General features: G+C 42.7%; 23 protein-coding genes. All 23 read left to right on the top strand.

Going from position 1 to position 25,992, the window contains the following annotated elements; all coding sequences use genetic code 11:
* The first annotated feature begins 239 nt into the window (after nucleotides 1-239).
* The 23 genes from ACFODW_RS17160 (at nucleotide 240) to spoVK (ending at nucleotide 25,953) form a co-directional block, all read left to right on the top strand.
* Nucleotides 240-2,552: a DNA translocase FtsK gene (locus tag ACFODW_RS17160; RefSeq protein ID WP_449366463.1), complete on the top strand. Its 2,313-nt coding sequence runs from the start codon at nucleotides 240-242 to the stop codon at nucleotides 2,550-2,552.
* 186 nt (nucleotides 2,553-2,738) lie between these two features.
* On the top strand, nucleotides 2,739-3,464 hold the full coding sequence (locus ACFODW_RS17155) for a GntR family transcriptional regulator (RefSeq protein WP_390308029.1): 726 nt from the start codon (nucleotides 2,739-2,741) through the stop codon (nucleotides 3,462-3,464).
* A gap of 129 nt (nucleotides 3,465-3,593) precedes the next feature.
* Nucleotides 3,594-4,886, top strand: coding sequence for an EF-P 5-aminopentanol modification-associated protein YfmF (gene yfmF / locus ACFODW_RS17150; RefSeq protein WP_390308028.1), 1,293 nt, complete (start codon nucleotides 3,594-3,596; stop codon nucleotides 4,884-4,886).
* Complete coding sequence (gene yfmH, locus ACFODW_RS17145) at nucleotides 4,879-6,162, top strand: EF-P 5-aminopentanol modification-associated protein YfmH (protein ID WP_390308027.1); 1,284 nt, start codon at nucleotides 4,879-4,881, stop codon at nucleotides 6,160-6,162. Before yfmF ends, yfmH begins: the two co-directional genes overlap by 8 nt.
* A 7-nt stretch (nucleotides 6,163-6,169) precedes the next feature.
* On the top strand, nucleotides 6,170-6,886 hold the full coding sequence (gene ymfI / locus ACFODW_RS17140) for an elongation factor P 5-aminopentanone reductase (protein ID WP_390308026.1): 717 nt from the start codon (nucleotides 6,170-6,172) through the stop codon (nucleotides 6,884-6,886).
* 80 nt (nucleotides 6,887-6,966) lie between these two features.
* Nucleotides 6,967-7,224 carry a DUF3243 domain-containing protein gene (locus ACFODW_RS17135; protein ID WP_390308025.1) on the top strand — a complete coding sequence of 86 codons (258 nt, stop codon included), beginning with the start codon at nucleotides 6,967-6,969 and terminating at the stop codon, nucleotides 7,222-7,224.
* A 170-nt stretch (nucleotides 7,225-7,394) separates the two neighbouring features.
* A complete protein-coding gene (locus tag ACFODW_RS17130) occupies nucleotides 7,395-8,186 on the top strand; it encodes a DUF3388 domain-containing protein (protein WP_390308024.1) in 792 nt (263 codons plus the stop codon).
* 18 nt (nucleotides 8,187-8,204) lie between these two features.
* On the top strand, nucleotides 8,205-9,143 hold the full coding sequence (locus tag ACFODW_RS17125; protein ID WP_390308023.1) for a helix-turn-helix domain-containing protein: 939 nt from the start codon (nucleotides 8,205-8,207) through the stop codon (nucleotides 9,141-9,143).
* A gap of 230 nt (nucleotides 9,144-9,373) precedes the next feature.
* Nucleotides 9,374-9,952, top strand: coding sequence for a CDP-diacylglycerol--glycerol-3-phosphate 3-phosphatidyltransferase (gene pgsA, locus ACFODW_RS17120; RefSeq protein ID WP_390308022.1), 579 nt, complete (start codon nucleotides 9,374-9,376; stop codon nucleotides 9,950-9,952).
* Nucleotides 9,949-11,196: a competence/damage-inducible protein A gene (locus ACFODW_RS17115; protein WP_390308021.1), complete on the top strand. Its 1,248-nt coding sequence runs from the start codon at nucleotides 9,949-9,951 to the stop codon at nucleotides 11,194-11,196. Before pgsA ends, ACFODW_RS17115 begins: the two co-directional genes overlap by 4 nt.
* A gap of 175 nt (nucleotides 11,197-11,371) precedes the next feature.
* Entirely contained in the window at nucleotides 11,372-12,406 is a 1,035-nt protein-coding gene (gene recA, locus ACFODW_RS17110; RefSeq protein ID WP_390308020.1) for a recombinase RecA, read from the top strand.
* Between the two features lie 253 nt (nucleotides 12,407-12,659).
* Nucleotides 12,660-14,222: a ribonuclease Y gene (rny, locus tag ACFODW_RS17105; protein WP_390308019.1), complete on the top strand. Its 1,563-nt coding sequence runs from the start codon at nucleotides 12,660-12,662 to the stop codon at nucleotides 14,220-14,222.
* Between the two features lie 135 nt (nucleotides 14,223-14,357).
* Nucleotides 14,358-15,152, top strand: a complete 795-nt coding sequence (locus ACFODW_RS17100; RefSeq protein WP_390308018.1) for a TIGR00282 family metallophosphoesterase — start codon at nucleotides 14,358-14,360, stop codon at nucleotides 15,150-15,152.
* A gap of 105 nt (nucleotides 15,153-15,257) precedes the next feature.
* The gene (locus ACFODW_RS17095; RefSeq protein WP_390270563.1) at nucleotides 15,258-15,518 is read left to right on the top strand and encodes a stage V sporulation protein S; all 261 of its coding nucleotides are present in this window, start codon (nucleotides 15,258-15,260) and stop codon (nucleotides 15,516-15,518) included.
* 192 nt (nucleotides 15,519-15,710) lie between these two features.
* Complete coding sequence (miaB, locus tag ACFODW_RS17090) at nucleotides 15,711-17,267, top strand: tRNA (N6-isopentenyl adenosine(37)-C2)-methylthiotransferase MiaB (protein WP_390308017.1); 1,557 nt, start codon at nucleotides 15,711-15,713, stop codon at nucleotides 17,265-17,267.
* 2 nt (nucleotides 17,268-17,269) lie between these two features.
* The gene (locus tag ACFODW_RS17085) at nucleotides 17,270-17,698 is read left to right on the top strand and encodes a RicAFT regulatory complex protein RicA family protein (protein ID WP_390308016.1); all 429 of its coding nucleotides are present in this window, start codon (nucleotides 17,270-17,272) and stop codon (nucleotides 17,696-17,698) included.
* Nucleotides 17,699-17,907: 209 nt separating this feature from the next.
* Nucleotides 17,908-18,474 (top strand): outer spore coat protein CotE, encoded by a 567-nt coding sequence (gene cotE, locus ACFODW_RS17080; RefSeq protein WP_390308015.1) that lies wholly within the window; start codon nucleotides 17,908-17,910, stop codon nucleotides 18,472-18,474.
* Between the two features lie 203 nt (nucleotides 18,475-18,677).
* A complete protein-coding gene (mutS, locus tag ACFODW_RS17075) occupies nucleotides 18,678-21,278 on the top strand; it encodes a DNA mismatch repair protein MutS (protein ID WP_390308014.1) in 2,601 nt (866 codons plus the stop codon).
* A gap of 14 nt (nucleotides 21,279-21,292) precedes the next feature.
* Complete coding sequence (gene mutL / locus ACFODW_RS17070) at nucleotides 21,293-23,152, top strand: DNA mismatch repair endonuclease MutL (protein WP_390308013.1); 1,860 nt, start codon at nucleotides 21,293-21,295, stop codon at nucleotides 23,150-23,152.
* Between the two features lie 54 nt (nucleotides 23,153-23,206).
* Nucleotides 23,207-23,656 carry a Dps family protein gene (locus ACFODW_RS17065; protein WP_390308012.1) on the top strand — a complete coding sequence of 150 codons (450 nt, stop codon included), beginning with the start codon at nucleotides 23,207-23,209 and terminating at the stop codon, nucleotides 23,654-23,656.
* Nucleotides 23,657-23,689: 33 nt separating this feature from the next.
* On the top strand, nucleotides 23,690-24,625 hold the full coding sequence (miaA, locus tag ACFODW_RS17060; protein WP_390308011.1) for a tRNA (adenosine(37)-N6)-dimethylallyltransferase MiaA: 936 nt from the start codon (nucleotides 23,690-23,692) through the stop codon (nucleotides 24,623-24,625).
* A gap of 38 nt (nucleotides 24,626-24,663) precedes the next feature.
* Nucleotides 24,664-24,888, top strand: a complete 225-nt coding sequence (gene hfq, locus ACFODW_RS17055) for an RNA chaperone Hfq (protein ID WP_390308010.1) — start codon at nucleotides 24,664-24,666, stop codon at nucleotides 24,886-24,888.
* A gap of 129 nt (nucleotides 24,889-25,017) precedes the next feature.
* Nucleotides 25,018-25,953, top strand: a complete 936-nt coding sequence (spoVK, locus tag ACFODW_RS17050; RefSeq protein WP_390308009.1) for a stage V sporulation protein K — start codon at nucleotides 25,018-25,020, stop codon at nucleotides 25,951-25,953.
* Nucleotides 25,954-25,992 lie beyond the last annotated feature (39 nt).

Below are 25,992 nucleotides of genomic sequence, written 5' to 3'. Positions count from 1 at the left end.
GTCTAATAACAGAATAGGAGCAATTAATGTCGGCATCGGTTCAGGTGGGGGAGCGATAAAGGACTAAACGGAAATAACTGCCGTAAAAGTCCGATGGGCTCTAAAGGACATTCAGCAACCTGCACTGAATGAAGTTTTACTTTATGGTATAATGACAATAATTGCATAGTACGTAAACCCTTGCCAATTATCGGCAGGGGTTTGCTGTTCTATTATAGGCCATAAGAGAGGTGACTAATTTGCCTAAAAAGAGAAAAAAACGTAAAAATAGAAAACTGAAGCAATATGTGAAAATGGAGATGCTCGGTTTATTATTTCTCTTCCTAGCTATATTTGGGAGCGGCGCCAGTGCGATAAGCGATGGAGCGATACCGGGCGGATTGGAACATCTGTTTCGTTTCTTCTTTGGCATCTGGTATTTTATTGCTTCTATTACTTTATTCATTACAGGCTTTATTCTGTTGGTAAAAAGGCGCTTTCCGGATTTCGGCAGCAAAAAAGTGATAGGATTTTATATCTTGTTTACAGGCGTTTTGCTTCTGACACATATTCAGACATTGGACAGTCTGCTAGTCGATCCGGAAAATCAATCCATTCTTGCTAGCAGCTGGTCCAGTTTCATTGCTTATCTCGATGGCCAGGGGACTGCCATGCAGACAGGGGGCGGGATGATCGGAGCCTTGCTTTATACATTCTGCTTTTATTTGTTTTCTTCTGCGGGTTCTCAGATTGTGGCGGCTTTTTCTATTATCATCGGCTTCTTGTTCATGACTGAAATCTCAGTGGGTCAAATCTTTGCTAATGTCTGGGACAAGCTTAGAAAACACATCTCTGCCGGTTGGCAGTCGTATAAAGAGAAAAAAGAGGAAAGAAAGCAGGCCATACAGGATGATGAAGGAGCAGAGGTTACCACTATGGCTGTCAGCGAGCCCAGTTCTGATCCTGCTGAGTCCGGCCATACGGATGAACCGTTTATCCAAGACTTCACAGATGTGGCATACTCTTCATCTGAGTTGAATGAGGAACCGGACGAACAGGAAGATGACAAGGCAGAAGAGGATCATACTGAAGCAACGGAGGATTCTACTATGTCCAATCTGCCGATGACAGAAACAGAGAACCATGAGTACGAACTTCCTCCGCCTAATCTGCTGGCTGAACCTTCCTATAATTCACAGCAGCAAGAGAAGTCTATGATTCAAAGAACTGTGAGGAAGTTGGAAAAGACATTCCAAAGTTTTGGAGTCAAAGCAAGGATTACCAAAGTCCATGTAGGCCCTGCTGTAACAAAGTATGAAGTTTATCCGGAAGCCGGTGTGAAAGTTAGCAAAATCGTTAACCTTCATGACGACCTGGCTTTGGCCCTGGCAGCTAAGGATATACGGATTGAAGCCCCTATCCCAGGCAAGTCTGCAGTAGGTATAGAGGTACCGAACCAAGAAGTGGCGATGGTGTCATTGAGGGAAGTCCTGGACAACAAGTCGAATAAGCAGTCCTCTAAACTTTTATTTGCCTTGGGAAGGGATATTTCTGGAGACGCAGTACTCGGTGAATTGAACAAGATGCCTCATTTACTTATCGCCGGTGCTACAGGAAGCGGTAAGAGTGTATGTGTGAATGGGATCATAACGACAATTCTAATGAGAACTAAGCCCCATGAAGTAAAGATGATGATGATTGATCCGAAAAAGGTGGAGTTGAATGTTTATAACGGTATACCCCATTTAATTGCACCGGTTGTTACAGATCCCAAGAAAGCATCAAGAGCATTGAAAAAAGTTGTTTCCGAAATGGAGAGAAGATATGAACTGTTCTCCGACACAGGAACTCGGAATATAGAAGGCTATAATGAGTATATCCGTAAGTATAATAAGACGGTTGGCGAGGATGAGGCGCAGCCAAATCTGCCATATATCGTTGTCCTGGTAGATGAGCTGGCTGATTTAATGATGGTTGCTTCAAATGATGTGGAGGATTCCATCACCCGTCTTGCTCAAATGGCCAGAGCCGCCGGCATCCATTTGATCATTGCCACCCAGCGTCCATCCGTGGATGTAATTACCGGTGTAATCAAAGCGAATATCCCGTCAAGAATTGCTTTCAGTGTGTCTTCCGCCATTGATTCCCGCACGATATTGGATACAGGCGGTGCAGAGAAGCTGCTTGGCAGAGGGGATATGCTTTATATGCCGGTAGGGAATTCCAAACCGACTCGGGTGCAGGGAGCATTTTTGTCGGATGAGGAAGTGGAACGCATAGTCGATCACTGTGTTGATCAACAGAAAGCATCCTATCAGGAAGAGATGATTCCTGAAGACACGAATGAGGCCGCAGAGGAAGTTGACGACAATCTGTATGATGAAGCAGTTCAATTGATTACCGAAATGCAAAGTGCAAGTGTTTCTATGCTTCAACGGCGGTTTCGTATTGGCTATACCCGGGCAGCACGGCTTATTGACGCAATGGAAGACAGGGGCATTGTCGGGCCATATGAAGGGAGTAAGCCTAGATCCGTTCTAGTATCGAACAGCCCAGAAGAGAAATCCTCTTAAGAAGATGTTATTCAGTATGCGGAAGGAAAGGTACCGCATACTGTTTTTATATTGTTAGATATGGCTGTCAAAGTGTAATATCTTTTATCCTGTATTTATTATTTCCCTGAAAAATGCTATATTATTATAAGACAACTGCCGGTTGAACGTCTGATGTCTAAACAACCATGAAAGGAGGGGGATGTTATGTCAATTAAAACAGATGCAAGACACCTGTATCTGCAGGTAATTGATGAAATTAAAAAAGACATAAAACGCGGGGTGTATAAGGAGAAAGAAAAGCTTCCCTCAGAATTCCAATTATCCAAGCAGCTCGGAGTGTCCCGTGCGACCTTACGGGAAGCCCTCCGTATTCTCGAGGAAGATAATGTGGTGACGCGCCGTCATGGTGTTGGTACATTTGTAAATGCCAAACCAATATTTTCCTCAGGCATAGAACAGTTGAACAGTGTTACGTTTATGATTGAACAATCCGGAAAAACTGCAGGATCACAGTATTTAAGTACCGAAATACTGGGCCCCACTGATGAGGATTCCATGAGATTCTCCCCTGTCAAGGTAGATCAGCTGGCAAAAATAGAACGGATCAGGACGGCTGATGGCCGTCCAGTCGTCTTTTGCATCGACAAAGTGCCTGAGGGGCTCATTCCAATTGAATCGGTAAATAAGGAAGACTCGCTATTCAAGGTGATGGAAGAATATTCTGGAAAGCGGATAGATTATGCTGTAACGTACATTGAGCCGATCAGCTACCATGACCGGATTTATGATCTTCTGAATTGTGAGCCAGATCAGTCCCTGTTGTTGTTGAAGCAAATGCACTATACAGTGGATGATGAACCAGTATTATATTCTTCCAATTACTTTCGTTCTGATACTTTCAGCTTCCATGTACTCAGAAAACGCGGTTAGGCAGGGCTCCCCCTAAAACTGACTTGCTATGTATTCATAGCAAGTCAGTTTTTTTTGCCGTATAATGGATGTTAAATGGAAAAAATGTGAAGAATAGTGTTGGATCCCTATTGGATTGGAGGATGAGTAATGACAATAATTGAAGAACAGCGTTTCAGCAGGAATGGTGTCAATTTCCATTTTGTTGAAAGCAAGAAATTTAAAACCATCCATTTTGCTGTAAAGCTAAAGGCGCCATTAACGCGTGACACCATAACCAAAAGAGCGTTGCTGCCATATATTTTAAAGCAGGGTACGGAAAGTTATCCCAGCAGAAAATCCCTTCAGCGAAAAATGGATGAGCTGTATGGTGCTTCTTTCTCTGTGGATGGAGCTAAAAAGGGCGAAAATCATATTATTAGCATACGGCTTGATATAGCGAATGAAAAATTCTTACCTGAGGAAAGCTCTGTGATCGGAGAGGGAATTGAGCTTCTGAGTGAAATTATCTATCATCCTCATCGAGAAGGTGAAGCCTTTAACAAGAAAGCGTTCCAAAGAGAAAAAGATACACTTAAGCAGAAAATAAGCACAGTAAAAGATGATAAGATGAAATATGCGAATATGCGATTGATTGATGAGATGTGTAAAGAGGAACCATACCAATTGCATGTACATGGTTATATGGAAGATCTGCAGACGCTGACTCCTGAAAATCTCTATGTATATTACCGAGACGTTCTGGCTGAAGACCAGATGGATATCTATGTCATGGGAGACTTCAATCATGAGGAAATGCTCTCTGGACTGGAAAAAGTGTTCTCCGGGAGGAATGCGACTTCAGCTATTCAGCCATCAGAAGAAACAGAAGTAAAGGATATCAATGAACCGAATGAAGTGATAGAGAAACAACAAGTACAGCAGGCCAAACTGCATATTGGCTATCGCACAAATACGACATTCGGGGATGAAGATTATTCAGCCCTTCAAGTGTTTAATGGGCTATTTGGAGGGTTTCCAAGTTCCAAGCTGTTTCTGAATGTTCGTGAGAAAAATAGTCTTGCCTATTATGCTGCTTCCCGGCTGGAAAGCCATAAAGGTCTAATGCTCGTGTTCAGCGGAATAGCTCCCGAGGATTACGAGAAGGCAAGGGATATTATCAGAGAGCAGCTCGAGGCTATGAGAAAAGGCGATTTTACAGAAGAACAATTAAGTGAAACAAAGGAACTCATCATCAATCAACTCTTGGAAACCATGGACCACCCGCAAGGAATGATTGAATTGCTTTATCAGCAAGCAGCAGCAAATGTGGAACGAAGCCCTCAGCAACTGATTGATGCTGTTAAAAAAGTGACGAAACAACAGGTTGTTGAAACAGCCGGAAAAGTAAAAGAAGATACAGTTTACCTGTTGACGAGCGAAGGAGGGGATTCCCGTGAATAAACATTCCTATGAGTATATAGAGGAGACATTATATTCCGAAAAGCTGGAAAACGGGCTCACGGTTTATTTACTGCCAAAGCAGGAGATGTCCAAAACTTATGCTCTTTTTACTACAGATTATGGTTCCATTGACCAGCGATTTGTACCGATAGACGGTGATGAAAAAATCACTGTTCCAGAAGGTGTTGCCCACTTTCTTGAGCATAAATTATTTGAGAAAAAAGACAGGGATGTATTTGCAGACTTCAGTAAACAGGGTGCTTCGCCCAATGCCTATACTTCTTTTACAAAAACAGCATATCTATTCGCCGCCACCGATCATATCGAGAAAAACGTAGAAACATTAATTGACTTTGTTCAAGACCCTTATTTCTCGGAAGAATCAGTGGAAAAAGAAAAAGGAATCATTTCACAAGAAATTAGAATGTATGATGATCAGCCGGACTGGCAGTCATTTATGGGAACAATTAAAAGCATGTTCCACAAGCATCCTGTGAATGTAGACATAGCCGGTACCGTCGATTCAATTACATCCATAACGAAGGATGATTTATATACCTGCTACAATACTTTTTATCACCCGGAAAACATGGTGCTTTTTATTGCTGGCAATTTTGACGGCGACCGGATGATGAAGTTGGTCAAGGATAACCAGAGCCGGAAAGAATTTAAGAAGATGCAGGAGATTGAAAGAGATTTTCCTGATGAACCGAAGCAAGTAGCCAAAAAAGAAGATAAGGTCGTCATGCCTGTCTCGATTCCTAAATGTACGATCGGAATCAAGGATTCCTCTTCTGTACTGGAGAGCAGCGAACTGCTCAAGAAAGACCTGTTGATTAATATGCTGCTGGATCACTATTTCTCCACGAGCGGAGATTTTTATCATGAATTATATGAAGAGAATCTGATTGATAATAGTTTTCATTTTGAAACAACACTGGATAGAAATTTTGGGTATACCTTGATTGGCAGCAATACGGAAGACCCTCAACGGTTTGCTGATAAAATGAAGGAACTGCTTTTATCCACTAATCAGGCTGCACTGGATGCAGAGGAATTTGACCGGATGAAGAAAAAGAAAATTGGCCAGCTACTTCGGGCAATGAATTCACTCGAATTTATCGCAAGCAAATTCACTCATTATCATATGCTCGATATTGATTTATTTGATGTCATTCCTGCAATACAGCGGCTGACATTGGATGATGCCAACAATTTCCTGAAAAGCTGGATGGAAGAAGACCGTATTTCTGTCTTTACCATTGCAGCGGAATAAGTGAGCCATGGCTGAGAATGTATTGGTTGTAGGCGCCAGTGGAGGCATTGGCGCGGCAGTCAGCCGAAAGCTTGCACAGGAAGGTTACAAATTACTGCTCCATTTTAATCAAAGCCGGCAGCCAGTCGATGAACTCAGGGAGGAGTTGGAAGGGGAGTCGGTGCTTGCTGTAATACAGGCAGATTTAACAAAGGAAACGGAAATCAAACGGTTTCTTACAGAAATCGTTTTCCCTGTCCATCATATCGTCTTTGCCAGCGGAATATCACATTATGGGCTGTTCCAAGAAACTTCCGAAGATATAATGGATGAAATGATTATGCTTCATGTGAAAGCTCCTTGGATGATCACTAAGTATTTGCTTCCTCCTATGATTCAGGAAAAGAAGGGGAGCATCATATTTATAACATCCATATGGGGCGAGGAAGGTGCTAGTAATGAAGTGGTCTACTCATCTGTAAAAGGTGCCCAGAACACCTTTGTAAAAGCACTTGCAAAGGAAACTGGTCTTAGTGGAGTCAGGGTGAATGCTGTCAGCCCGGGATTTATCGAGACGAAAATGAATCGGCAGATTACAGAAGAAGAAAAGGCGGCAATTGTGGAAGAGATCCCTGTGAACCGTACTGGAAGACCCGAAGAAGTGGCCCAAGCAGTAAATTTTCTGATGGATAAAGCAGCTTCCTATATCCATGGAGAAATTATCAATGTAACTGGCGGATGGTAGATATAATTCTTCCTTCAATCATGTATAAACAATAGTTTAAGTCGAATACTATACATGACAATAATGAAGGAGGCAAAGCTATGTCAGTGTTGGATAACTTTGATTCTTGGAAAGGCTTTTTAGCCGATAAACTGCAACAGGCACAACAGCAGGGTATGAACCAGCAGACCATTTCCAATATGGCAGAGGAAGTCGGTGACTACCTAGCACAGAATGTAGAAGCGAAGAATGGAGAAGAAGCGGTACTGAGAGAGTTGTGGAACGCTGCTTCTGAAGAGGAACAACAGGCAATTGCCAACACCATGATCAAGATGGTGCAGAACCAAGGCAACAATTGAATAATCTGTGCGAAAAGAAGCTGTATGTGAGAATGCAGCTTCTTTTCATTTTTTTAAAAAACAGTGAATTGCTTTTCACTTGTCAGAAAATCATTTATGATAGTACATATATTGCTTTTACGGAAGAGATTAGATAACATAAACAAAGTATGCATGAGAGGGAGCATATAATGGAAAAAACGGAATGGTACCTCGAGTATGAAATAAAGTATAATCGGCCGGGACTCCTCGGAGATATTTCCTCTTTATTGGGAATGCTGGCAATCAATATCATTACTATTAACGGGGTGGAAAATTCCAAAAGAGGAATGCTTATTCTTTCTAAATATGATGAGCATATTACCCGGCTAGAGTCTATTTTGAATACCATCGATATCATTGAAGTTACAAAGTTGCGTAAACCGAAGCTACGGGATAGGCTGGCGGTAAGGCATGGAAAGTATATCCATCGGGATACGGATGACCGGAAAACAGTGCGCTTTGTCCGGGAAGAACTCGGTATACTGGTGGATTTCATGGCGGAGCTGTTTAAACAGGAAGGGCATAAGCTGGTTGGTATCCGGGGCATGCCCAGAGTTGGTAAGACTGAATCAGTAGTCGCTGCCAGTGTATCTGCCAATAAACGGTGGTTGTTTGTTTCGAGCACCCTTTTGAAGCAAACGGTGCGCAGCCAGCTGATTGAGGGCGAATACAACACGGACAATATTTATATTATTGATGGAGTTGTATCCAAGAGAAGAGCCAATGAAAAACATTGGCAGCTGATTAGGGAAATTATGCAGCTGCCAGCCATTAAAGTAGTGGAGCATCCGGACATTTTTGTGCAGGCCACGGAATATAATCTGGATGATTTCGATTATATTATTGAGCTGCGGAGCCATGAGGACGAAGAGATTACATATGAACCCATGGAACAGCAACAGGATAGCCATCAGGATGGCTTTTCTATGTTTGATTTTTAAAATGGATGGTGTTTATGTATGGAAATTGGAGCGAGGCTGAGAGAAGCTAGAGAAGCGCAAAATCTTTCCCTGGATCATTTGCAGGAAACAACCAAAATACAGAAAAGGTATTTGACTGCTATTGAAGAAGGGAATCTTCATATCCTTCCGGGAAAATTCTATGCCCGTGCCTTCATTAAAGAGTATGCTAATGCAGTGGGCCTTGACCCGAACGAGTTATTGGATGAACATAAAGAAGAAGTCCCGGAGACAGAAGAGGAAAATACTGTCCAGTATACACGGATGCAACGGAGCAGAAAAGAGAGTTCCGATAAAGGTCCAGCTATATTTTCAATATTACCGAGTATTATAACTGTTGCTCTTGTCATCGGCATTTTCTTTGCTGCCTGGTTCTTCATCCAGGAAGCGATGTCTGGAGAAAGCACGGAACCGGTAGAGGAGCCGAACGATAATGTGGTGATAAATAATCCAGATGACGAAGATGAGAGCAAGGATGCTGGCACGGAGGCGGATCGAGGTTCCGATGACAGCAATACCGATAATCAAGGGACTGGGGAAGATGACGGCAGTGAGGATGATTCCCAGGAAGAACAAGCTGAGCCTGTGTTTAATGTCATCGAAGAAGGTACAGGATCACCTCCATTATCGCAAATCGAGTTTACGAATGCTGGGGAGCAAGTGACCCTTTCCTTGAATGCTGTAGGAACTGGCTCCTGGCTTGAAGTAAGAGGCGGAAATAATGATGAGATCATTTACAGCGGGACGCTCACGGAAGAAAATGGCGAGATGGAGTTTGATGTCACCGGACAGGACGAACTTAGTTTTAATATTGGATATACACCGAATTTAGAGATTGCATTCAATGGCACAAAACTGGAGTATCCAGTGGATCCGGAAGAGAAGGATCATCAAAGAATACAAGTCAGCATTCAGTCTCAGACAGGTGGAGAAGAATAAATGCAGAGGTTGGGACAGAACAAAACTGTTTAACTAAGGAAGGCGAACAATGTACTGGATTTCCGGAGAAGCTATTCTCCAATAAAGATTTCCAGCTAGTTCGGCTCTCTCTTTTGATAAACACTTTTGTCCCAGCCTCTTTATATCTTAATACTTTGGGTTCTAGAATAACTTGATGATTTACTTTCCGAACCAAAAGCTTCTATATATGTACAGGAGGAAACCTAGCTATGAATACACCAAACAAAATCACATTATCACGTATTTTCCTTATTCCAATTTTTATTATCCTGTTAAGCGTTCCTTTCAGTTGGGGCGAGTGGAATATAGGGGAGGCAACTCTTCCTGTATCACACTTTGCTGCCGCGCTATTATTCATCATTGCTTCAACAACTGATTGGGTTGATGGCTACTATGCCCGGAAATATAACCTTGTCACTAATCTCGGCAAATTTCTCGACCCGCTGGCAGATAAGCTTCTTGTGTCAGCAGCGCTTATTTTGCTGGTTGAAATGGGGTTGGCTCCGGCTTGGGTGGTTATCTTGATCATCAGTAGAGAATTTGCCGTGACCGGGCTGCGTCTAGTTGCTGCTGGAGAAGGTATTGTCTTAGCGGCAAGCAGTATGGGTAAATTGAAAACAGTTACCCAGATAGTAGCAATTTCCGCCTTGTTGCTCCACAACTTTCCTTTTTCTTATATTGGATTTCCATTTGATATGATTATGCTTTATGCTGCATTATTCTTTACTGTCTATTCAGGGGTAGACTATTTCATTAAAAACTGGCATGTAATGAGGGATTCCAAATGACAAAAGAGATGAAAGCCGAAATCATTGCAGTTGGTACAGAGCTGCTGCTAGGTCAGATTGCCAATACGAATGCGCAATGGCTCTCACAGCAGCTTGCCCGCCGGGGGATAAATGTATACCAGCATGCAGTTGTCGGAGACAATCTTGACAGGGTGACAGCTGTCTTTGCTGATGCCCAGGATAGGTCGGATATTATCATGGTCACCGGCGGACTCGGTCCTACAGAAGATGATCTGACCAGGGAAGCATTCCAGAAAGTCAGTGGATTGGACATGGTAGAGCACGGGCCCTCCATGAAAAAAATTGAGTCTTTTTTTAAGGAAAGAAAGACCGATATGACACCCAATAATCGAAAGCAGGCGCGTGTTTTTAAAGGTGCTGAAGTGCTGGATAACCAGGCAGGTATGGCCCCTGGCATGATCGTGGAGAATGAAGGCGCAACATGGGTCTTCCTGCCGGGAGTTCCGCGGGAAATGAAATGGCTGACAGAGAACAGTGTGTTGCCTTATTTGCAGAAGCGGACAGGTATAAAAGGAATCATCAAATCAACGGTTCTTAAATTCATAGGCATTGGAGAATCACTTCTGGAGCATGAATTAAGCAGCTTGATCCAGTCTCAGAGCAATCCTACGATTGCTCCACTCGCACAGGAAAGCGGTGTAGTCATCCGGCTTACTGCAAAGGCCGATACAGCCGAGAAGGCGGACGAACTTATCGAAAAGACAAGTCAGCAGATCCTGGAAAAAGTCGGACAGTACTATGTCGGAAGGGATGAGGAATCCATTGAAGGCCGGGTGATTTCCCTGCTGGCTGAGAAGAACAAACAGATAGCAGCCGCGGAGAGTTTGACTGGAGGAATGTTCATGCAGAAGCTGATTTCCGTAGAAGGAGCTTCAAAAGCATGTGCCGGTGGGATAGTCTCCTATACCGAGGAAGTAAAGAAAGACGTGCTCGGCGTCTCGGAAAAAACCATTCGTGAGAAAGGGACGATAAGCAGCGAATGTGCCTTGGAGATGGCAGTCAATGTCCGGAGGAAGTTGGGTGCAGATGTGGGTATCAGCTTTACAGGAGTAGCTGGGCCTGAGAAAGCGGAAGGCCATTCTGCAGGAACCGTCTATATTGCTATTTCACAAGAAGGCGGCAGGGACGTGGTCGAGAAATTCCTCTTGAACGGTACCCGGGACTCCATCAGGCAGAAAACCGTCACAAAAGGTTTGCAATTTATATTTGAAACGCTGAAATGATCTTTTTCGGTAATCCCTGCTCGTATTAATTGTTTTTGGAGTATCAACGTCTTCTATTATTCTATTTTCCTTCTAAAAGAGGGAGGGAAATAAGAGAACATTTATTCGTTTTTTTCTTGGCAAATCTATTAAAACGATGTATGATAGGGATAGATGATTAAAGGAGGCCACCATATTGAGTGACAAAAAACAAGCTTTAGATATGGCTTTGAGACAAATAGAGAAGCAGTTCGGTAAAGGATCCATCATGAAAATGAGTGAACAGGGTGAACAAAAAATCGCAACGATTCCAAGCGGCTCACTCGCCTTGGACGTTGCGCTGGGAATCGGCGGTTATCCGCGGGGCAGGGTAGTGGAAATCTATGGACCGGAATCATCTGGTAAAACGACCGTTGCCCTTCATGCCATTGCAGAAGCACAGCAACAGGGCGGGCAGGCTGCTTTCATCGATGCAGAGCATGCTCTTGATCCGACCTATGCACGAGCTCTTGGTGTAGATGTTGATGAACTTCTACTTTCCCAGCCGGACACGGGTGAGCAGGCATTGGAAATTGCAGAAGCACTTGTGCGCAGCGGCGCAGTAGATATTATCGTCGTCGACTCGGTTGCAGCACTAGTGCCTAAAGCGGAGATTGAAGGGGACATGGGTGACGCCCATGTAGGTCTTCAAGCACGTCTGATGTCCCAGGCATTGAGAAAGCTTTCCGGTGCTATCAATAAATCGAAGTCAACTGCCATATTTATCAACCAGATCCGGGAGAAAGTCGGTGTAATGTTCGGAAACCCTGAAACTACTCCAGGTGGGCGTGCCTTGAAATTCTACTCTTCTGTCAGATTGGAAGTGCGCCGTGCTGAAAGCCTGAAGCAGGGGAATGATATGGTTGGAAATAAAGCAAGAATCAAAGTGGTCAAAAATAAAGTGGCCCCGCCATTCAAACAGGCGGAAGTCGATATCATGTACGGTGAGGGTATTTCAAAAGAAGGTGAAGTGCTGGATATAGGGTCTGACCTTGATATCGTCCTGAAAAGCGGTGCCTGGTATTCATATAATGAGGAAAGGCTTGGCCAAGGACGCGAAAATTCCAAGGAGTTCCTTAAACAAAATAAAGATGTAATGGCAGAAATACACACGGCCATCCGCAACCATTATAATCTGGACGAGCCAGCTGAAGAAGAAGAAGAGGCCAGTCAGGAAAGTTTTGATGTATAAAACGAAGGACTGAAATTCAGCCTATTTTCAAAGAATCCTCTCCCCTAGATGGGCAGGGGGTTTTTTCCTGTTTGAAACAAATCCCTACATTAATAATTGTTACGTTTTCTTGACATTATTAATGTAGACAATTAGAATTAAGTTGTATAATTTTATAATTTTTATTATAAGATGTATTATTTTCTATGTCCTTGAACTTGGTACATGCCGACAATAATGAAGGTACAATTTTATAGCAATAGGAGGTGAAATCGTGGACATTATTATCTTAGTCATCTCCATTTTGCTTACTCTAATCGTCGGTATTGTTGTTGGTTATCTGGTTCGTAGATCTATTGCAGAAGCTAAAATTTCCAGTGCTGAAGATTTGGCAAAACAAATCGTGGATGAGGCACACAGAAATGCAGACGCCTCTAAGAAAGAGGCACTTCTTGAAGCGAAGGATGAGATTCATCAACTGCGCCAGAAGACGGATGACGAACTTCGTGAACGCCGTCTGGAAGTACAGAAACAGGAAACTCGCCTAGCGCAAAAAGAAGAGAATCTGGACCGTAAAAGTGAATCATTAGACAAGCGTGAGCTCATGTTAGAGAAAAAGGAACAATCGCTGACAGAAAAACAACAACAAATTGAAGAAATGGAAAGCAAAGTGGAAGCCATGAAACAAGAGCAGCAGACTGAGCTTGAACGCATTTCAGGTTATACGACCGACCAAGCTAAACAGATCATTTTGGAACGGATTGAACAGGAAGTGGCACATGAATCGGCACTGATGATCAAAGAAGCAGAGAACCGGGCCAAAGAAGAGTCCGATAAGAAAGCTAAAAACATTCTTTCGCTTGCATTGCAGCGTTGTGCAGCAGATCATGTTGCAGAGACAACGGTATCAGTGGTAAATCTGCCTAATGATGAAATGAAAGGACGGATTATTGGTCGGGAAGGCCGTAATATACGTACCTTGGAAACTTTAACAGGCATTGATTTAATTATTGATGATACTCCTGAAGCAGTCATTCTTTCCGGTTTTGATCCGATACGGCGGGAAACCGCTCGTATGGCATTGGAAAAACTGGTCCAGGATGGCAGAATTCACCCTGCAAGAATTGAAGAAATGGTGGACAAGGCCAGACGTGATATGGATGATAATATCCGTGAGTATGGCGAGGAAACTACTTTTGAAGTCGGTGTACATGGGCTACATCCAGACCTGATCAAAATACTGGGTCGTCTGAAATACCGTACAAGCTATGGGCAGAACGTTCTCAAGCACTCAACAGAAGTTGCTTATCTGGCAGGACTGTTGGCTGCTGAATTAGGTGAAGATGTAACGTTGGCAAGAAGAGCCGGTTTACTTCATGATATTGGTAAGGCAATTGATCATGAAGTGGAAGGAAGCCATGTGGAAATCGGGAAAGAACTTGCAATGAAATACAAAGAGCATGAAGTTGTCATCAATTCGATTGCTTCACACCACGGAGATGAGGAAGCTACTTCTATTATCTCTGTATTGGTCGCTGCAGCGGATGCACTTTCTGCCGCCAGGCCTGGAGCAAGAAGCGAAACATTGGAAAATTATATCAAACGGCTTGAAAAGCTGGAAGAGATTTCGGAATCCTTCACCGGTGTGGAAAAATCCTTTGCCATTCAGGCGGGAAGGGAAATCCGCATAATGGTAAAGCCGGATGAGATTGATGATGTGAAATCTGTAAGTATTGCACGTGATATTAAAAAACGAATTGAATCTGAACTCGATTATCCGGGCCATATCAAAGTAACTGTCATAAGAGAGACACGGGCAGTAGAATATGCGAAATAGTACCGGCAATTGCAAGTGGGAGCAGCCATCCAGCTGCTCCCACTTTTTCGTATGCTTGCCCTTGTTGTTTATTTTGACTTTATAAATTACTTGTGAAAAACTATTAACACACTAAATAGATAGGATGATTGTAGCATGAAAATATTATTTATAGGGGACGTCGTCGGTTCTCCAGGAAGAGAAATGGTAGAGGAATATCTGCCGAAGCTGAAGGAGAAATACCATCCGAATGTGACCATCATCAATGGGGAGAATGCAGCTTCTGGAAAAGGGATTACGGAGAAAATCTATAAGCAGTTTCTGGAATGGGGCGCCCAGGTCATAACTATGGGAAATCATACATGGGATAAAAAGGAAATATTTGAATTTATCGATGATGCCAAATATATGATCCGTCCGGCAAATTTCCCTGCCAACAATCCTGGAAAAGGAATTATCTACCTGAATCTCAATGGAATAGAAGTGGCTGTGATCAACTTGCAGGGCAGGACATTCCTCCCGGCAACAGATGATCCTTTCCAGAAAGCAGATGAATTGATTAATGAAGCCAAGAAGCGGACAAACATTATATTCGTGGATTTCCATGCGGAGGCTACGAGTGAGAAACAGGCAATGGGCTGGTATCTGGACGGAAGGGTCAGCGCAGTAGTGGGTACACACACACATACACAGACTGCTGACGAGCGAATCCTGCCGGAGGGGACCGCATATATTACCGATGTAGGGATGACTGGGCCTTATGACGGCATCCTTGGTGTGGAGAAAGAAGCAGTGCTGAAACGTTTTACAACTTCCTTGCCAGTACGTTTTGAAATTACAAAAAAGGGTAAAAAACAATTAAATGGCATTCTTGTGACAATAAACAAGGATGGCAAAAGTACAAAGGCAGAAAGAATCCTTATTAACGATGATCACCCATTCTTCAGCTGAATAGTTGAATTTTTCAAATTATTGATCCATAATAGGGAATATGCTGACATCTCCAAGAATATAGTAGCAATAGAACTACAATAGCAAACGAAGGAGGTACTAGTAGTGGAAGTATTAAAAGTTTCAGCAAAATCAAATCCCAATTCAGTAGCAGGTGCACTTGCAAATGTCTTAAGAGAACGAGGTTCAGCAGAGATACAGGCAATTGGCGCAGGCGCGTTGAACCAGTCTGTGAAAGCGATTGCGATTGCGAGGGGATTTGTTGCACCGAGTGGTGTAGACTTAATATGTATCCCGGCATTTACTGATATTATGATCGATAATGAAGAACGGACAGCAATAAAGCTGATCATTGAACCGAGATAAATACTGATAAATCCAGAACCTTCCTAGCTTTAGGAGGGTTTTTTTGTTGCGGGAACAAGTAGGATATTGTTAAATTTAGTGGGAGGGTTTATACTTTAGTAATGTATCTATATACATAATATAGCAAATAACACATATTATCCTGCCAAACATATATTCAGTAACCTATTATTTAAGAAAGGAGACTAAGATATGAACGAACAGCAGAGAAAAGAACAGGCCCATATCAAAGAGACGGCAAATATAGAAAGAATCAAGAACACTTCAAGTGATGAAATGATTACCAAATACTTCCAAGCCGAATATGAACCCCAATCACCAGACATTAAAAAAGCTAGGAAACGCCGGAAAGAGGATGTTCAATTCCACTATGATTTTTCTATCCCGGAAGATATGCAGCAGATTGGGAAAGGCAAGAAGTTTCTGATCCGTACATATGGCTGCCAAATGAATGAGCATGACACTGAGGTGATGGCCGGCATTCTGACAGAAATGGGATATGAAGCAACTTCTGATACCAATGAGGCGGATATCATTCTGTTGAACACCTGCGCCATTAGGGAAAATGCTGAAAACAAGGTGTTCGGGGAAATTGGCCACTTGAAGCCGTTGAAGCTGGAGAACCCCGACTTGATTATCGGGGTCTGCGGCTGTATGTCTCAAGAGGAGTCGGTGGTTGACCGAATTCTAAAGAAACATCAGCATATCGACTTGATTTTCGGTACCCATAATATTCACCGCCTGCCGCAGCTGGTGAAGGAAGCCATGTTTGGAAAAGAAATGATTGTTGAGGTATGGTCGAAGGAAGGCGATGTCATTGAAAACCTCCCAAAGGCCAGAAAAGGAAAAATAAAAGCATGGGTAAATATTATGTACGGCTGCGATAAATTCTGTACCTACTGCATTGTGCCGATGACTAGAGGTAAAGAACGGAGCAGGCGTCCAGAGGATATCATCCAGGAAGTACGCCACCTTGTAGCACAGGGTTATAAAGAAGTCACGCTGCTCGGTCAGAATGTCAATGCTTATGGGAAAGATCTAGAAGATATCGATTATGGACTTGGTGATTTAATGGATGATATCCATAAGATTGATATTCCAAGGGTAAGATTTACAACTTCCCATCCTAGAGATTTTGATGACCGTTTGATTGAAGTGCTGGCAAGAGGCGGTAATCTATTGGATCATATCCACCTGCCAGTACAGTCGGGAAGCAGCGAAGTCCTAAAAAAAATGAACCGCAAGTATACGCGGGAGGAGTATCTGGAACTGGTCCGGAAGATCAGGAAAGCTATGCCGGATGCTACCTTGACCACGGATATTATTGTCGGCTTCCCTAATGAGACAGAGGAGCAGTTTGAAGAGACGATGAGCTTGGTAGAAGAAGTCGGTTTCGAATCTGCCTATACTTTCATATATTCTCCAAGAGAAGGAACACCGGCCGCGCGTAAACAGGATGATGTTCCTGAAGAGGTGAAGAAACAGCGGCTCCACCGTTTAAATGAACTAGTGAATAAGCAATCTGCAGAGGCCATGAAGAAGTATCAGGGCCAAGTGGTGAAAGTGCTGGTTGAGGGAGAAAGCAAGAAAGATCCCGATGTACTGGCCGGCTATACAGAGAGGAATAAACTTGTTAATTTCAAGGGTCCTAAATCAGCAATTGGAAAGATTGTGGAAGTAAAGATAACGGAAGCAAAAACATGGTCATTAAATGGTATAATGGCAGAAAAAACAGTTGAGGTGAACTAACCATGGCAGAATATACACGCGAGCAGGTGCTGGGAGAAGCCAGAAAACTTGCTGAAATGCTTGCAAATACAGAAGAAATCGACCGCTTTAAACAAGTGGAAGCCAAAATTAATGAAAATAAAAAAGTGCAGCAGTTAATCCAGAAGATTAAGACACTCCAAAAACAAGCGGTTAACTTTCAAGCATATGAAAAAAAGGAAGCATTGAAAAAAGTAGAGGAAGAGATTGACCGGCTGCAGGCAGAAATAGATGAAATTCCTGTTGTCCAGGAATTCAAAGAATCACAAATTGTAGTTAATGATGTTCTTCAGCTTGTATCCGGTACAATTGCCAGAGAAGTGACCAATAATGTCATTGAGTCCACTGGCGGGGATATCCTGGCAGGAGAGACAGGCTCCAAGTCCTCTAAAAATGCTGGCTGTACCCACTAAAACACTCCCAGGTTCCGACCATTCGGCACCTGGGTTTTTTCTTTGGAATAGGATAGAGGATGGCTAGATAATCGTATATGGAGTCGCTTTCCTTCAAGAAAAGGAAATGGATGAAAGATGTGTTCCCTCCTTTTTTAAAAGTCAGTTATGCACTTTAGGTATTTGTCTTGCATAAAATGACTATGAAAAAAGAGGAGGTAAACGTAATTATGACTTTTCTTGAAAATGATTATAGAGAGATCATAACAAAGGCTGTGATTGGAAAAGGAAAGAAATTCACCAAGGACACTCACAATGTCTCATCATCACATAGGCCATCCAGCATTTTGGGCTGCTGGGTGATCAATCATTTATATAATGCGAAGAAAAAATCGGAGGATACGGTAGAGATAAATGGAAGCTACGAAATTAACATTTGGTATTCATATAATGACAACACAAAAACAGATGTTGTCACCGAAAGGGTCACGTACCGCGACCTTGTGCCTTTGTCTGTAAAGGATGACCAATGCTTGAACGATGATTTTGATGTCTTCGCCCGAGTGATTCAGCAACCGAATTGCCTGGAATGTAAGATTGATCAAAAAGGCCAAAAAATTGTGGTGGAAATCGAGCGGGAATTTGTCGTGCAGGTCATCGGGGAAACAAAAATCCGCGTAAAGGTCGATCCAAAATGGGAGAAATTTGAAGATGATGATGAGTTGTGGGATTTTGAAGTAAGTGATGATGAATTGGAGGATGTGAAAGCAGATTTTCTTGGTGATCATAAGGATTAGGGAAAAAATACGGGAGATAATATCTCTCGTATTTTTTTGCGCTGTTTGCGACAATCAAATATTGGTAAGCAGCAATTCCACCCCGGTTACAACGCCCAACAGCAGGCCTGGTTTAGAGAATCGAATGTGTAGATAAACGGTCGCTTCTACTTTTATTTGTATGATATAATGTTTTAATAGATTTGGGTTTTGGAGGGTGAATGATGGCAAAACACACACCAATGATGGAGCAATATTTGAAGATAAAAGCACAGTATAAGGATGCTTTCCTGTTCTTCCGTCTGGGAGATTTCTACGAGATGTTTTTCGAAGATGCTGTCACTGCAGCCAGGGAATTGGAAATCACTCTGACGAAGCGGGATCCCGGCCAGAAGGAACCCATTCCAATGTGCGGTGTGCCGTATCATTCGGCAGAAAATTACATAAAAATGTTGATAAATAAAGGATATAAGGTGGCTATTTGTGAACAAGTAGAAGATCCCAAGACAGCAAAGGGTGTTGTTAAGAGGGAAGTCATTCAGCTTATCACCCCAGGAACAGTAATGGAACAGAACATGCTGGATGATGGAGAGAATAATTATATTGCAAGCCTTACCCATTTTGAAGATGGTTCTTATGTGATAGCCTATAATGACCTTTCAACAGGGGAAAATCGTCTTGCTCTAATTAAAAATGGTTGGAATGCTGTCATTCATGAGCTGTATAATCAGCCGATCAAAGAAGTTGTAATCAGTCAGGACCTGCCTGAAGAACTGCAGAATAGCCTGAAGGAAAAGGTGGATGCTACACTGTCATTCCAGAGTGATACTGATTTGCACGAGGACTATAGGCATCTATGCGGCAATGTAGATGACCAGCGGTTAGTTGAAGGGTTCGGACGATTGATCAACTATATTCAGGAGACACAAAAGAGATCCCTTGATCATCTTCAGCAGGCTGAAGTAATTGAACTCGATCATTTCCTTTCCTTGGATATGTTTTCAAAGCGGAACCTGGAATTGACAGAAACCATCATGAAAAAAGGCAAGCAAGGAAGTTTGCTGTGGGTACTCGATAAAACAGTGACGGCGATGGGGTCCAGAATGTTGAAGAAGTGGCTGGAACGGCCTTTGCTGGATAAGGCATCAATTGAAAGGCGGCAGGAAGTTGTTGAAGGCTTTTATCGAAATTTCATGGACAGGGACTCGCTCCGTGAAATACTGAAATCAGTGTATGACTTGGAAAGGCTTGCTGGACGGGTAGCTTTTGGCAACGTGAATGCCAAGGATCTTGTGCAAGTCAGGAAATCTCTCCAAAAAATACCGGAACTCAGGGAGACGCTCCGGCAATTTGAACAAAAAGAGATACGCGAATTAGCCGAAAATCTGGTCTTCCCTGAACATTTAGTAGAATTGCTGGAAAACAGCCTTGCGGAAGATCCACCAGTATCCATAAAAGAAGGTGCCTTGATCAAGGACGGATATAATCAGCAGTTGGATATCTATCGTGACGCATCAAGAAATGGAAAACAGTGGATTGCCGAATTGGAGAAGAAGGAAAAGGAAGAAACGAATATAAGGTCCTTGAAAGTCGGCTATAATCGTGTGTTCGGCTATTACATCGAGGTGACCAAAGCGAATCTCCATCTGCTTCCTGAGGGAAGGTATGAACGAAAACAGACGCTTACGAATGCCGAGCGTTATATCACCCCGGAATTGAAGGAGAAAGAACAGCTGATTCTGGAAGCTGAAGAAAAAAGTGTGGAGTTGGAATATCAGTTATTTCTCGAAATTCGAGAGCAGATGAAGCGGCATATCCCCGCTTTGCAATCATTGGCCGAAACAGTCAGTGCTATTGACGTATTACAGTCATTCGCAACAGTAAGTGAAGAAAACAATTATACGAGGCCAGTATTTTCAGATCAGCGATTATCAATTATACAGGGACGCCATCCGGTAGTTGAACAGGTCATGAAAGAGGGTTCCTTTGTCCCAAATGACGTTACATTGGATAACGAGACAAATATGCTGTTGATCACCGGTCCAAACATGTCAGGGAAAAGCACCTATATGCGGCAGCTGGCATTAACGGCAATTATGGGACAGATTGGCTGTTTCGTACCTTGTGAGCAGGCTGAACTTATTATTTTCGACCAGATATTCACCCGGATTGGAGCTGCAGATGATCTTGTATCAGGGCAGAGCACGTTCATGGTTGAGATGCTTGAAGCGAATCATGCCGTAGCGAATGCCACGGAAAGAAGTCTTATCCTGCTGGATGAAATCGGCCGGGGTACTAGCACCTATGATGGTATGGCATTAGCACAAGCAATTGTCGAATACATTCATGACCACATTGGAGCCAAAACGCTGTTCTCTACTCATTACCATGAGTTGACTTCCTTGGAACAGTCTCTTGCCGGATTGAAAAATATTCATGTACGAGCTGAAGAATTTGAGGGAAATGTAGTATTCCTTCATCAGATCCAGGATGGAGCAGCAGATGAAAGCTACGGCATCCATGTAGCAAAGCTTGCTGATCTGCCGGAAAGCCTTATCAATAGGGCAAGCGATATACTTAAACAGCTGGAAACAAGCAGCAGTGATGCCGTGTCTACACCTCCTATCCAGGAATTGGAACAAGGAACAGGGCAACTGTCCTTTTTTGAAGAACAGTCCAGTACAGCGGTTCGTCAAAGGCCGGAACGTTATGAACAGAAAATTATCGAGGAACTTAAAGAGATGGAACTTTATGATATGACACCAATGGATGCTATGAATTATTTGCACAAACTGCATAAGAAAGCAAAAAAGCAAAGTGATTAGAAAGGATTGTTTGCATGAAAATTGTACAAATGCCTGATTCGCTGTCGAATAAAATAGCCGCGGGCGAGGTAGTGGAACGGCCAGCCTCGGTAGTGAAAGAGTTGGTGGAGAACAGTATTGATGCAAACAGCAGCTGGATTAAAATAGAACTTACAGAAGCAGGCCTTCAACAGATTAAGATCACCGATGACGGAGAAGGCATGGCGGAAGAAGATGGGGAGAGGGCATTTTTAAGGCATGCCACAAGCAAAATTAGAAATGAGAATGATTTATTCCATGTAAATACTCTCGGCTTTAGAGGAGAAGCCTTGGCAAGTATAGCCTCAGTCAGCCGTCTTACTGTAAAAACTTCACAGGGGGAAGCTGCCGGAACCCTGCTGGAATTGGAAGGCGGCCGGATCATCCGGAAAGCAAAGGGAGATGCGAGGAAGGGAACGGAAATCACGGTCAATGATTTATTCTTCAATACACCTGCGCGCTTAAAGTATATGAAAAGCTTGCATACGGAGCTGGGCCATATTACTGATTTGCTTAATCGCCTTGCCTTATCTCATCCCAATATACGCTTTGAAGCAATCCATGATGGAAAGGGTCTTTTTCAGACGGCGGGCACTGGTGACATGCTTCAAGTAATTTCCAAGGTATATGGAATGAATGTTGCTCGACAAATGTTGCCTATAAATAATGCCAACCTTGATTTTTCGTTAGAAGGCTATATTGCCAAACCAGAGGTCACCCGGGCCAATCGTTCCTATATTTCCACAATTATCAACGGGAGATATATAAAAAGCATTCCACTGACACAGTCTATTATCCGTGCCTATCACACATTGCTTCCCATCGGCAGGTATCCTATCGTCGTACTCGCTATTGAAATGGATCCAATCCTTGTGGATGTCAACGTTCATCCAACTAAGTTGGAAGTACGCTTCAGTAAAGAGAAGGAACTGTTTGATTTAATCGAAGCTACCATCAGGCAAAAATTCCGGGAAGTTACATTAATTCCAGAAGTCCAGCAGCAACCTCTAAAAAAACAGAAGTCAGAGCAGCATCACATGGAGTTTAATATCCCTTCTGCTTCGTATTTTGAAAGGAACATTGCTGCTGATAAGGATATAACAGTAAGTGAACCAAAAGGTGATTTTATTTCGGATGAAGATGAGTCGCAGCCATCTATCCAGGAGCCTAATCCTTCAAGGAATAACACTGTGCAGAAGGAGGAGTCGAAACAAGCAGAGAAGCGATTCGAGGAGAGGCAGCCGTCCTCTCCAGATATAACTGACACTTCTAGACGTGTACCAGCTATGTATCCCATTGGACAGCTTCAAGGTACATATATTCTCGCTCAAAATGAAAATGGCCTTTATATGATCGATCAGCACGCGGCACAGGAACGGATAAAATATGAATTCTTCAAAAAAAATTTGGGAGAAACCACAAAGGCATCTCAGGAACTACTGTTGCCGTTGACTTTCGAATTTTCCCGGCAGGAGACTATTTTCATTGAGCAGTATAAGGAAGAGTTGGAAGAGGTAGGGCTGTTCTTGGAGCCATTTGGCCACCAAACATTTGTTATCAGGTCCCATCCTAATTGGTTCCCGGCTGGGTTTGAAGAAGAAGTGATCAGAGAAATGATTGAACAAGTGATACAGACGGAAAAAATCGATATTGAATCAATACGGGAGGAAGCGGCAATTCTTATGTCCTGTAAACGGTCGATCAAAGCCAATCATTACTTGAATCATGAGGAGATGTCACGATTGCTGGAAGACTTGCGGCAAACCACAGATCCATTCACATGCCCGCACGGAAGGCCGATCATTGTTCATTTTTCCACTTATGAACTGGAAAAAATGTTCAAGCGTGTCATGTAGAGGTATAAATAGGATATCACCTGACGATGATAGTAGAAAAAACCGAGGTGTCCTATGGAAAATCAACGATTGATCAATTTCCTTAATCAACTGCTCTCCAATTACTTTATCCTGTATGTAAAGCTTCATCGTTATCATTGGTTCGTACAGGGCCGACATTTCTTCCAGCTGCATGAAACGTTTGAGGAAATGTATGAGATGATAGCGGAAGATTTGGATGGGGCAGCGGAGAGAATTCTGATGATTGGGGGAAAACCGTTGGCAACCATGTCTAAGTACTTAAAAGAAGCAACATTGCCTGAGGCCACTGCAGATGATAAAGAGAATGAAATGACTGCCCGTCTTCTAGAGGATTTCACTCAGATTATCCAGGAAATTCGTGAAGAGGGACTGCCTTTGGCAGAGGAAAACAGCGATCAGCCAACTGTTGATCTGCTTACTGTATATCAAGGCAAATTGGAAAAATATTGCTGGATGCTTCGGGCGTACCAGGCTTATGAATAAAAAATAGATAAATCATAGGTTAGGGGAAGAAGAATGGTGCAAACAATAATTGCTATTGTAGGACCGACTGCAGTAGGGAAGACGAAATTAGGCATTGAAGCTGCAAAACGTTTAAATGGAGAAATTATCAGTGGGGATTCCATGCAGATCTATAAGGGCATGGATATCGGGACTGCAAAAGCAACAAAGGAAGAAATGGAGGGAATTCCTCATCATATGCTGGATATAAAGGATCCTGATGAGGAGTTTTCCGTTGCTGATTTCCAACAATATGTCCGAGGTTATATTGATGAGATTACTGCCCGCGGCAAACTGCCAATTATCGTTGGCGGCAGCGGGCTGTATATCCAGTCAGTCTTGTATGATTACCAATTCACTGATCAGAAACGGGATCCGGCTCTAACTGCCCATTATGAAAATATTATTGCTGAGGAAGGGATTGATCCGCTTTATTCCAAACTTAAAAAGGTAGATCCAGAGCAAGCAAACAAGATCCACCCCAATAACCACCGACGGGTCATCAGAGCATTGGAAATCTATCAAACGACAGGGCAGACAATGACGGATTATCTAAATAGACAGCAATCATCCAATCTATATAATCATCTTCTCATTGGGCTGGATATGGAAAGAGAACTTCTATATCAGCGGATCAATGACCGGGTAGATAAAATGTTGGAGCATGGCCTTGTTTCAGAGGTGCAGCGTTTATACAAGGAAGGATATAAGAACAGCCAATCCATGAAAGCTATTGGATATAAAGAAATTATTCCTTTTATTGAGGGAAAGCAGAGTCTTGAGGAATGTGCCACTGTGTTAAAACGAAATTCCCGAAGGTATGCAAAACGCCAATATACCTGGTTTAAGAACAAATTGGAGGTCAACTGGTATAAGGTGGATCCCGAGACAATTAATGAAAGATTTAGAATAATTTTCGATGATTTAGCAGGATTTTTAGGTGATGTATAGAAAGTATATAATACAGACAGAAAAGAGGAGGAAGTTTCATGGCACAATCGGTAAACATTCAGGATCAGTATTTGAACCAGTTAAGGAAGAACCATATATCCACTACAGTATTCCTTACAAATGGATTCCAATTGAGGGGGATTATTAAAGCATTCGATAATTTTACTGTCCTGCTTGAGACGGATGGAAAGCAACAGTTGATTTTCAAGCATGCCATCTCTACTTTCGCCCCCTCCAAAAATATCACTTTGGACAAAGAATAATAAAAGCCAGCGGACGCTCGCACGCGTCCGCTTTTTATATGGTGTCACGGCATTGTTCAGCCCGAATAATGGGCGTTTGTCACAACCCTTTTCCTGCATGCGTATACTGTCATGGATAGGAGTGATGGCATGGAAACTCAAATGATTCAAAATATAAATGGAAAAATCAATATCGTTTTTCAGGATAAAAGGGAAACGGAAGCAAGTGAAAACAGCCAGTTCTCTAAATTGAAAAATAACCCTTTCTCCCATATTGATGAAGAATTTTCTTCCTTTATAGCATTGAATGAACTTAAACAAACAATCAAAGAGATTTATGCGTCCATTGTCATTAATGAAAGAAGGAAACAAGAAGGGTTGCGTGCTTCTCCCCAGGTACTTCATATGCTTTTCAAAGGAAACCCAGGAACGGGAAAAACAACGATTGCAAGAAAGCTTGCAAAAGTATACTACGAGATGAATCTTCTTTCCAAAGGGCATTTTATAGAAGCGGAAAGGGCTGACCTCGTAGGCGAATATATAGGACAGACGGCTCAAAAAACCAGATCCGTTCTCCAAAAAGCTAAGGGCGGAGTGCTTTTCATAGATGAAGCATATTCGCTGGCACGTGGTGGAGAGAAGGATTTTGGCAAAGAAGCGATTGATACATTGGTAAAGCATATGGAAGATGATCATAATGATCTGGTCTTGATATTGGCTGGATATCCAAATGAGATGGACCGATTTCTTTCGTTAAATCCGGGGCTGCAATCGAGATTTCCGTTTATCCTTGATTTTAAGGATTATGATGTTTCTCAGCTAATGGAAATAGCTAGAAAGATGGCTTCAGAAAGGGAATATAAGCTCGAAAAGGAAGCCGAGTGGGCGTTAAGGACCCGCTTACAGAAAGAATTGCAGCAGAATAGGAGGAACTTTTCAAACGCACGCTATGTCCGAAATATCATTGAAAATGCTATAAGACAGCATGCTGTACGACTGTTGCAACAGGGCAAGATATCACCTGATGATCTGGTATATCTTACTAGAAAAGATATTGAAGCGGAGAGAAAAAAGGGGAATGATTAGTCTTTTTGTTATTCCGAATTTTCTCTGATATGATATGGT

It is taken from the genome of Virgibacillus sediminis (assembly GCF_042643265.1).
Classification (GTDB): Bacteria; Bacillota; Bacilli; order Bacillales; family Amphibacillaceae; genus Virgibacillus_O; species Virgibacillus_O sediminis.
This window is presented reverse-complemented; position numbering and strand designations above follow the sequence as displayed.

Coding starts and splice junctions, on each gene's coding strand:
- yfmF (WP_390308028.1), top strand. CDS start 3,594: ATGACAATAATTGAAGAACAGCGTTTCAGCAGGAATGGTGTCAATTTC.
- ACFODW_RS17065 (WP_390308012.1), top strand. CDS start 23,207: ATGGAAAATCAACGATTGATCAATTTCCTTAATCAACTGCTCTCCAAT.
- miaB (WP_390308017.1), top strand. CDS start 15,711: ATGAACGAACAGCAGAGAAAAGAACAGGCCCATATCAAAGAGACGGCA.
- ACFODW_RS17125 (WP_390308023.1), top strand. CDS start 8,205: ATGGAAATTGGAGCGAGGCTGAGAGAAGCTAGAGAAGCGCAAAATCTT.
- spoVK (WP_390308009.1), top strand. CDS start 25,018: ATGGAAACTCAAATGATTCAAAATATAAATGGAAAAATCAATATCGTT.
- ACFODW_RS17100 (WP_390308018.1), top strand. CDS start 14,358: ATGAAAATATTATTTATAGGGGACGTCGTCGGTTCTCCAGGAAGAGAA.
- ACFODW_RS17085 (WP_390308016.1), top strand. CDS start 17,270: ATGGCAGAATATACACGCGAGCAGGTGCTGGGAGAAGCCAGAAAACTT.
- cotE (WP_390308015.1), top strand. CDS start 17,908: ATGACTTTTCTTGAAAATGATTATAGAGAGATCATAACAAAGGCTGTG.
- ACFODW_RS17155 (WP_390308029.1), top strand. CDS start 2,739: ATGTCAATTAAAACAGATGCAAGACACCTGTATCTGCAGGTAATTGAT.
- ACFODW_RS17135 (WP_390308025.1), top strand. CDS start 6,967: ATGTCAGTGTTGGATAACTTTGATTCTTGGAAAGGCTTTTTAGCCGAT.
- ACFODW_RS17115 (WP_390308021.1), top strand. CDS start 9,949: ATGACAAAAGAGATGAAAGCCGAAATCATTGCAGTTGGTACAGAGCTG.
- ACFODW_RS17130 (WP_390308024.1), top strand. CDS start 7,395: ATGGAAAAAACGGAATGGTACCTCGAGTATGAAATAAAGTATAATCGG.
- pgsA (WP_390308022.1), top strand. CDS start 9,374: ATGAATACACCAAACAAAATCACATTATCACGTATTTTCCTTATTCCA.
- mutS (WP_390308014.1), top strand. CDS start 18,678: ATGGCAAAACACACACCAATGATGGAGCAATATTTGAAGATAAAAGCA.
- miaA (WP_390308011.1), top strand. CDS start 23,690: ATGGTGCAAACAATAATTGCTATTGTAGGACCGACTGCAGTAGGGAAG.
- hfq (WP_390308010.1), top strand. CDS start 24,664: ATGGCACAATCGGTAAACATTCAGGATCAGTATTTGAACCAGTTAAGG.
- mutL (WP_390308013.1), top strand. CDS start 21,293: ATGAAAATTGTACAAATGCCTGATTCGCTGTCGAATAAAATAGCCGCG.
- ymfI (WP_390308026.1), top strand. CDS start 6,170: ATGGCTGAGAATGTATTGGTTGTAGGCGCCAGTGGAGGCATTGGCGCG.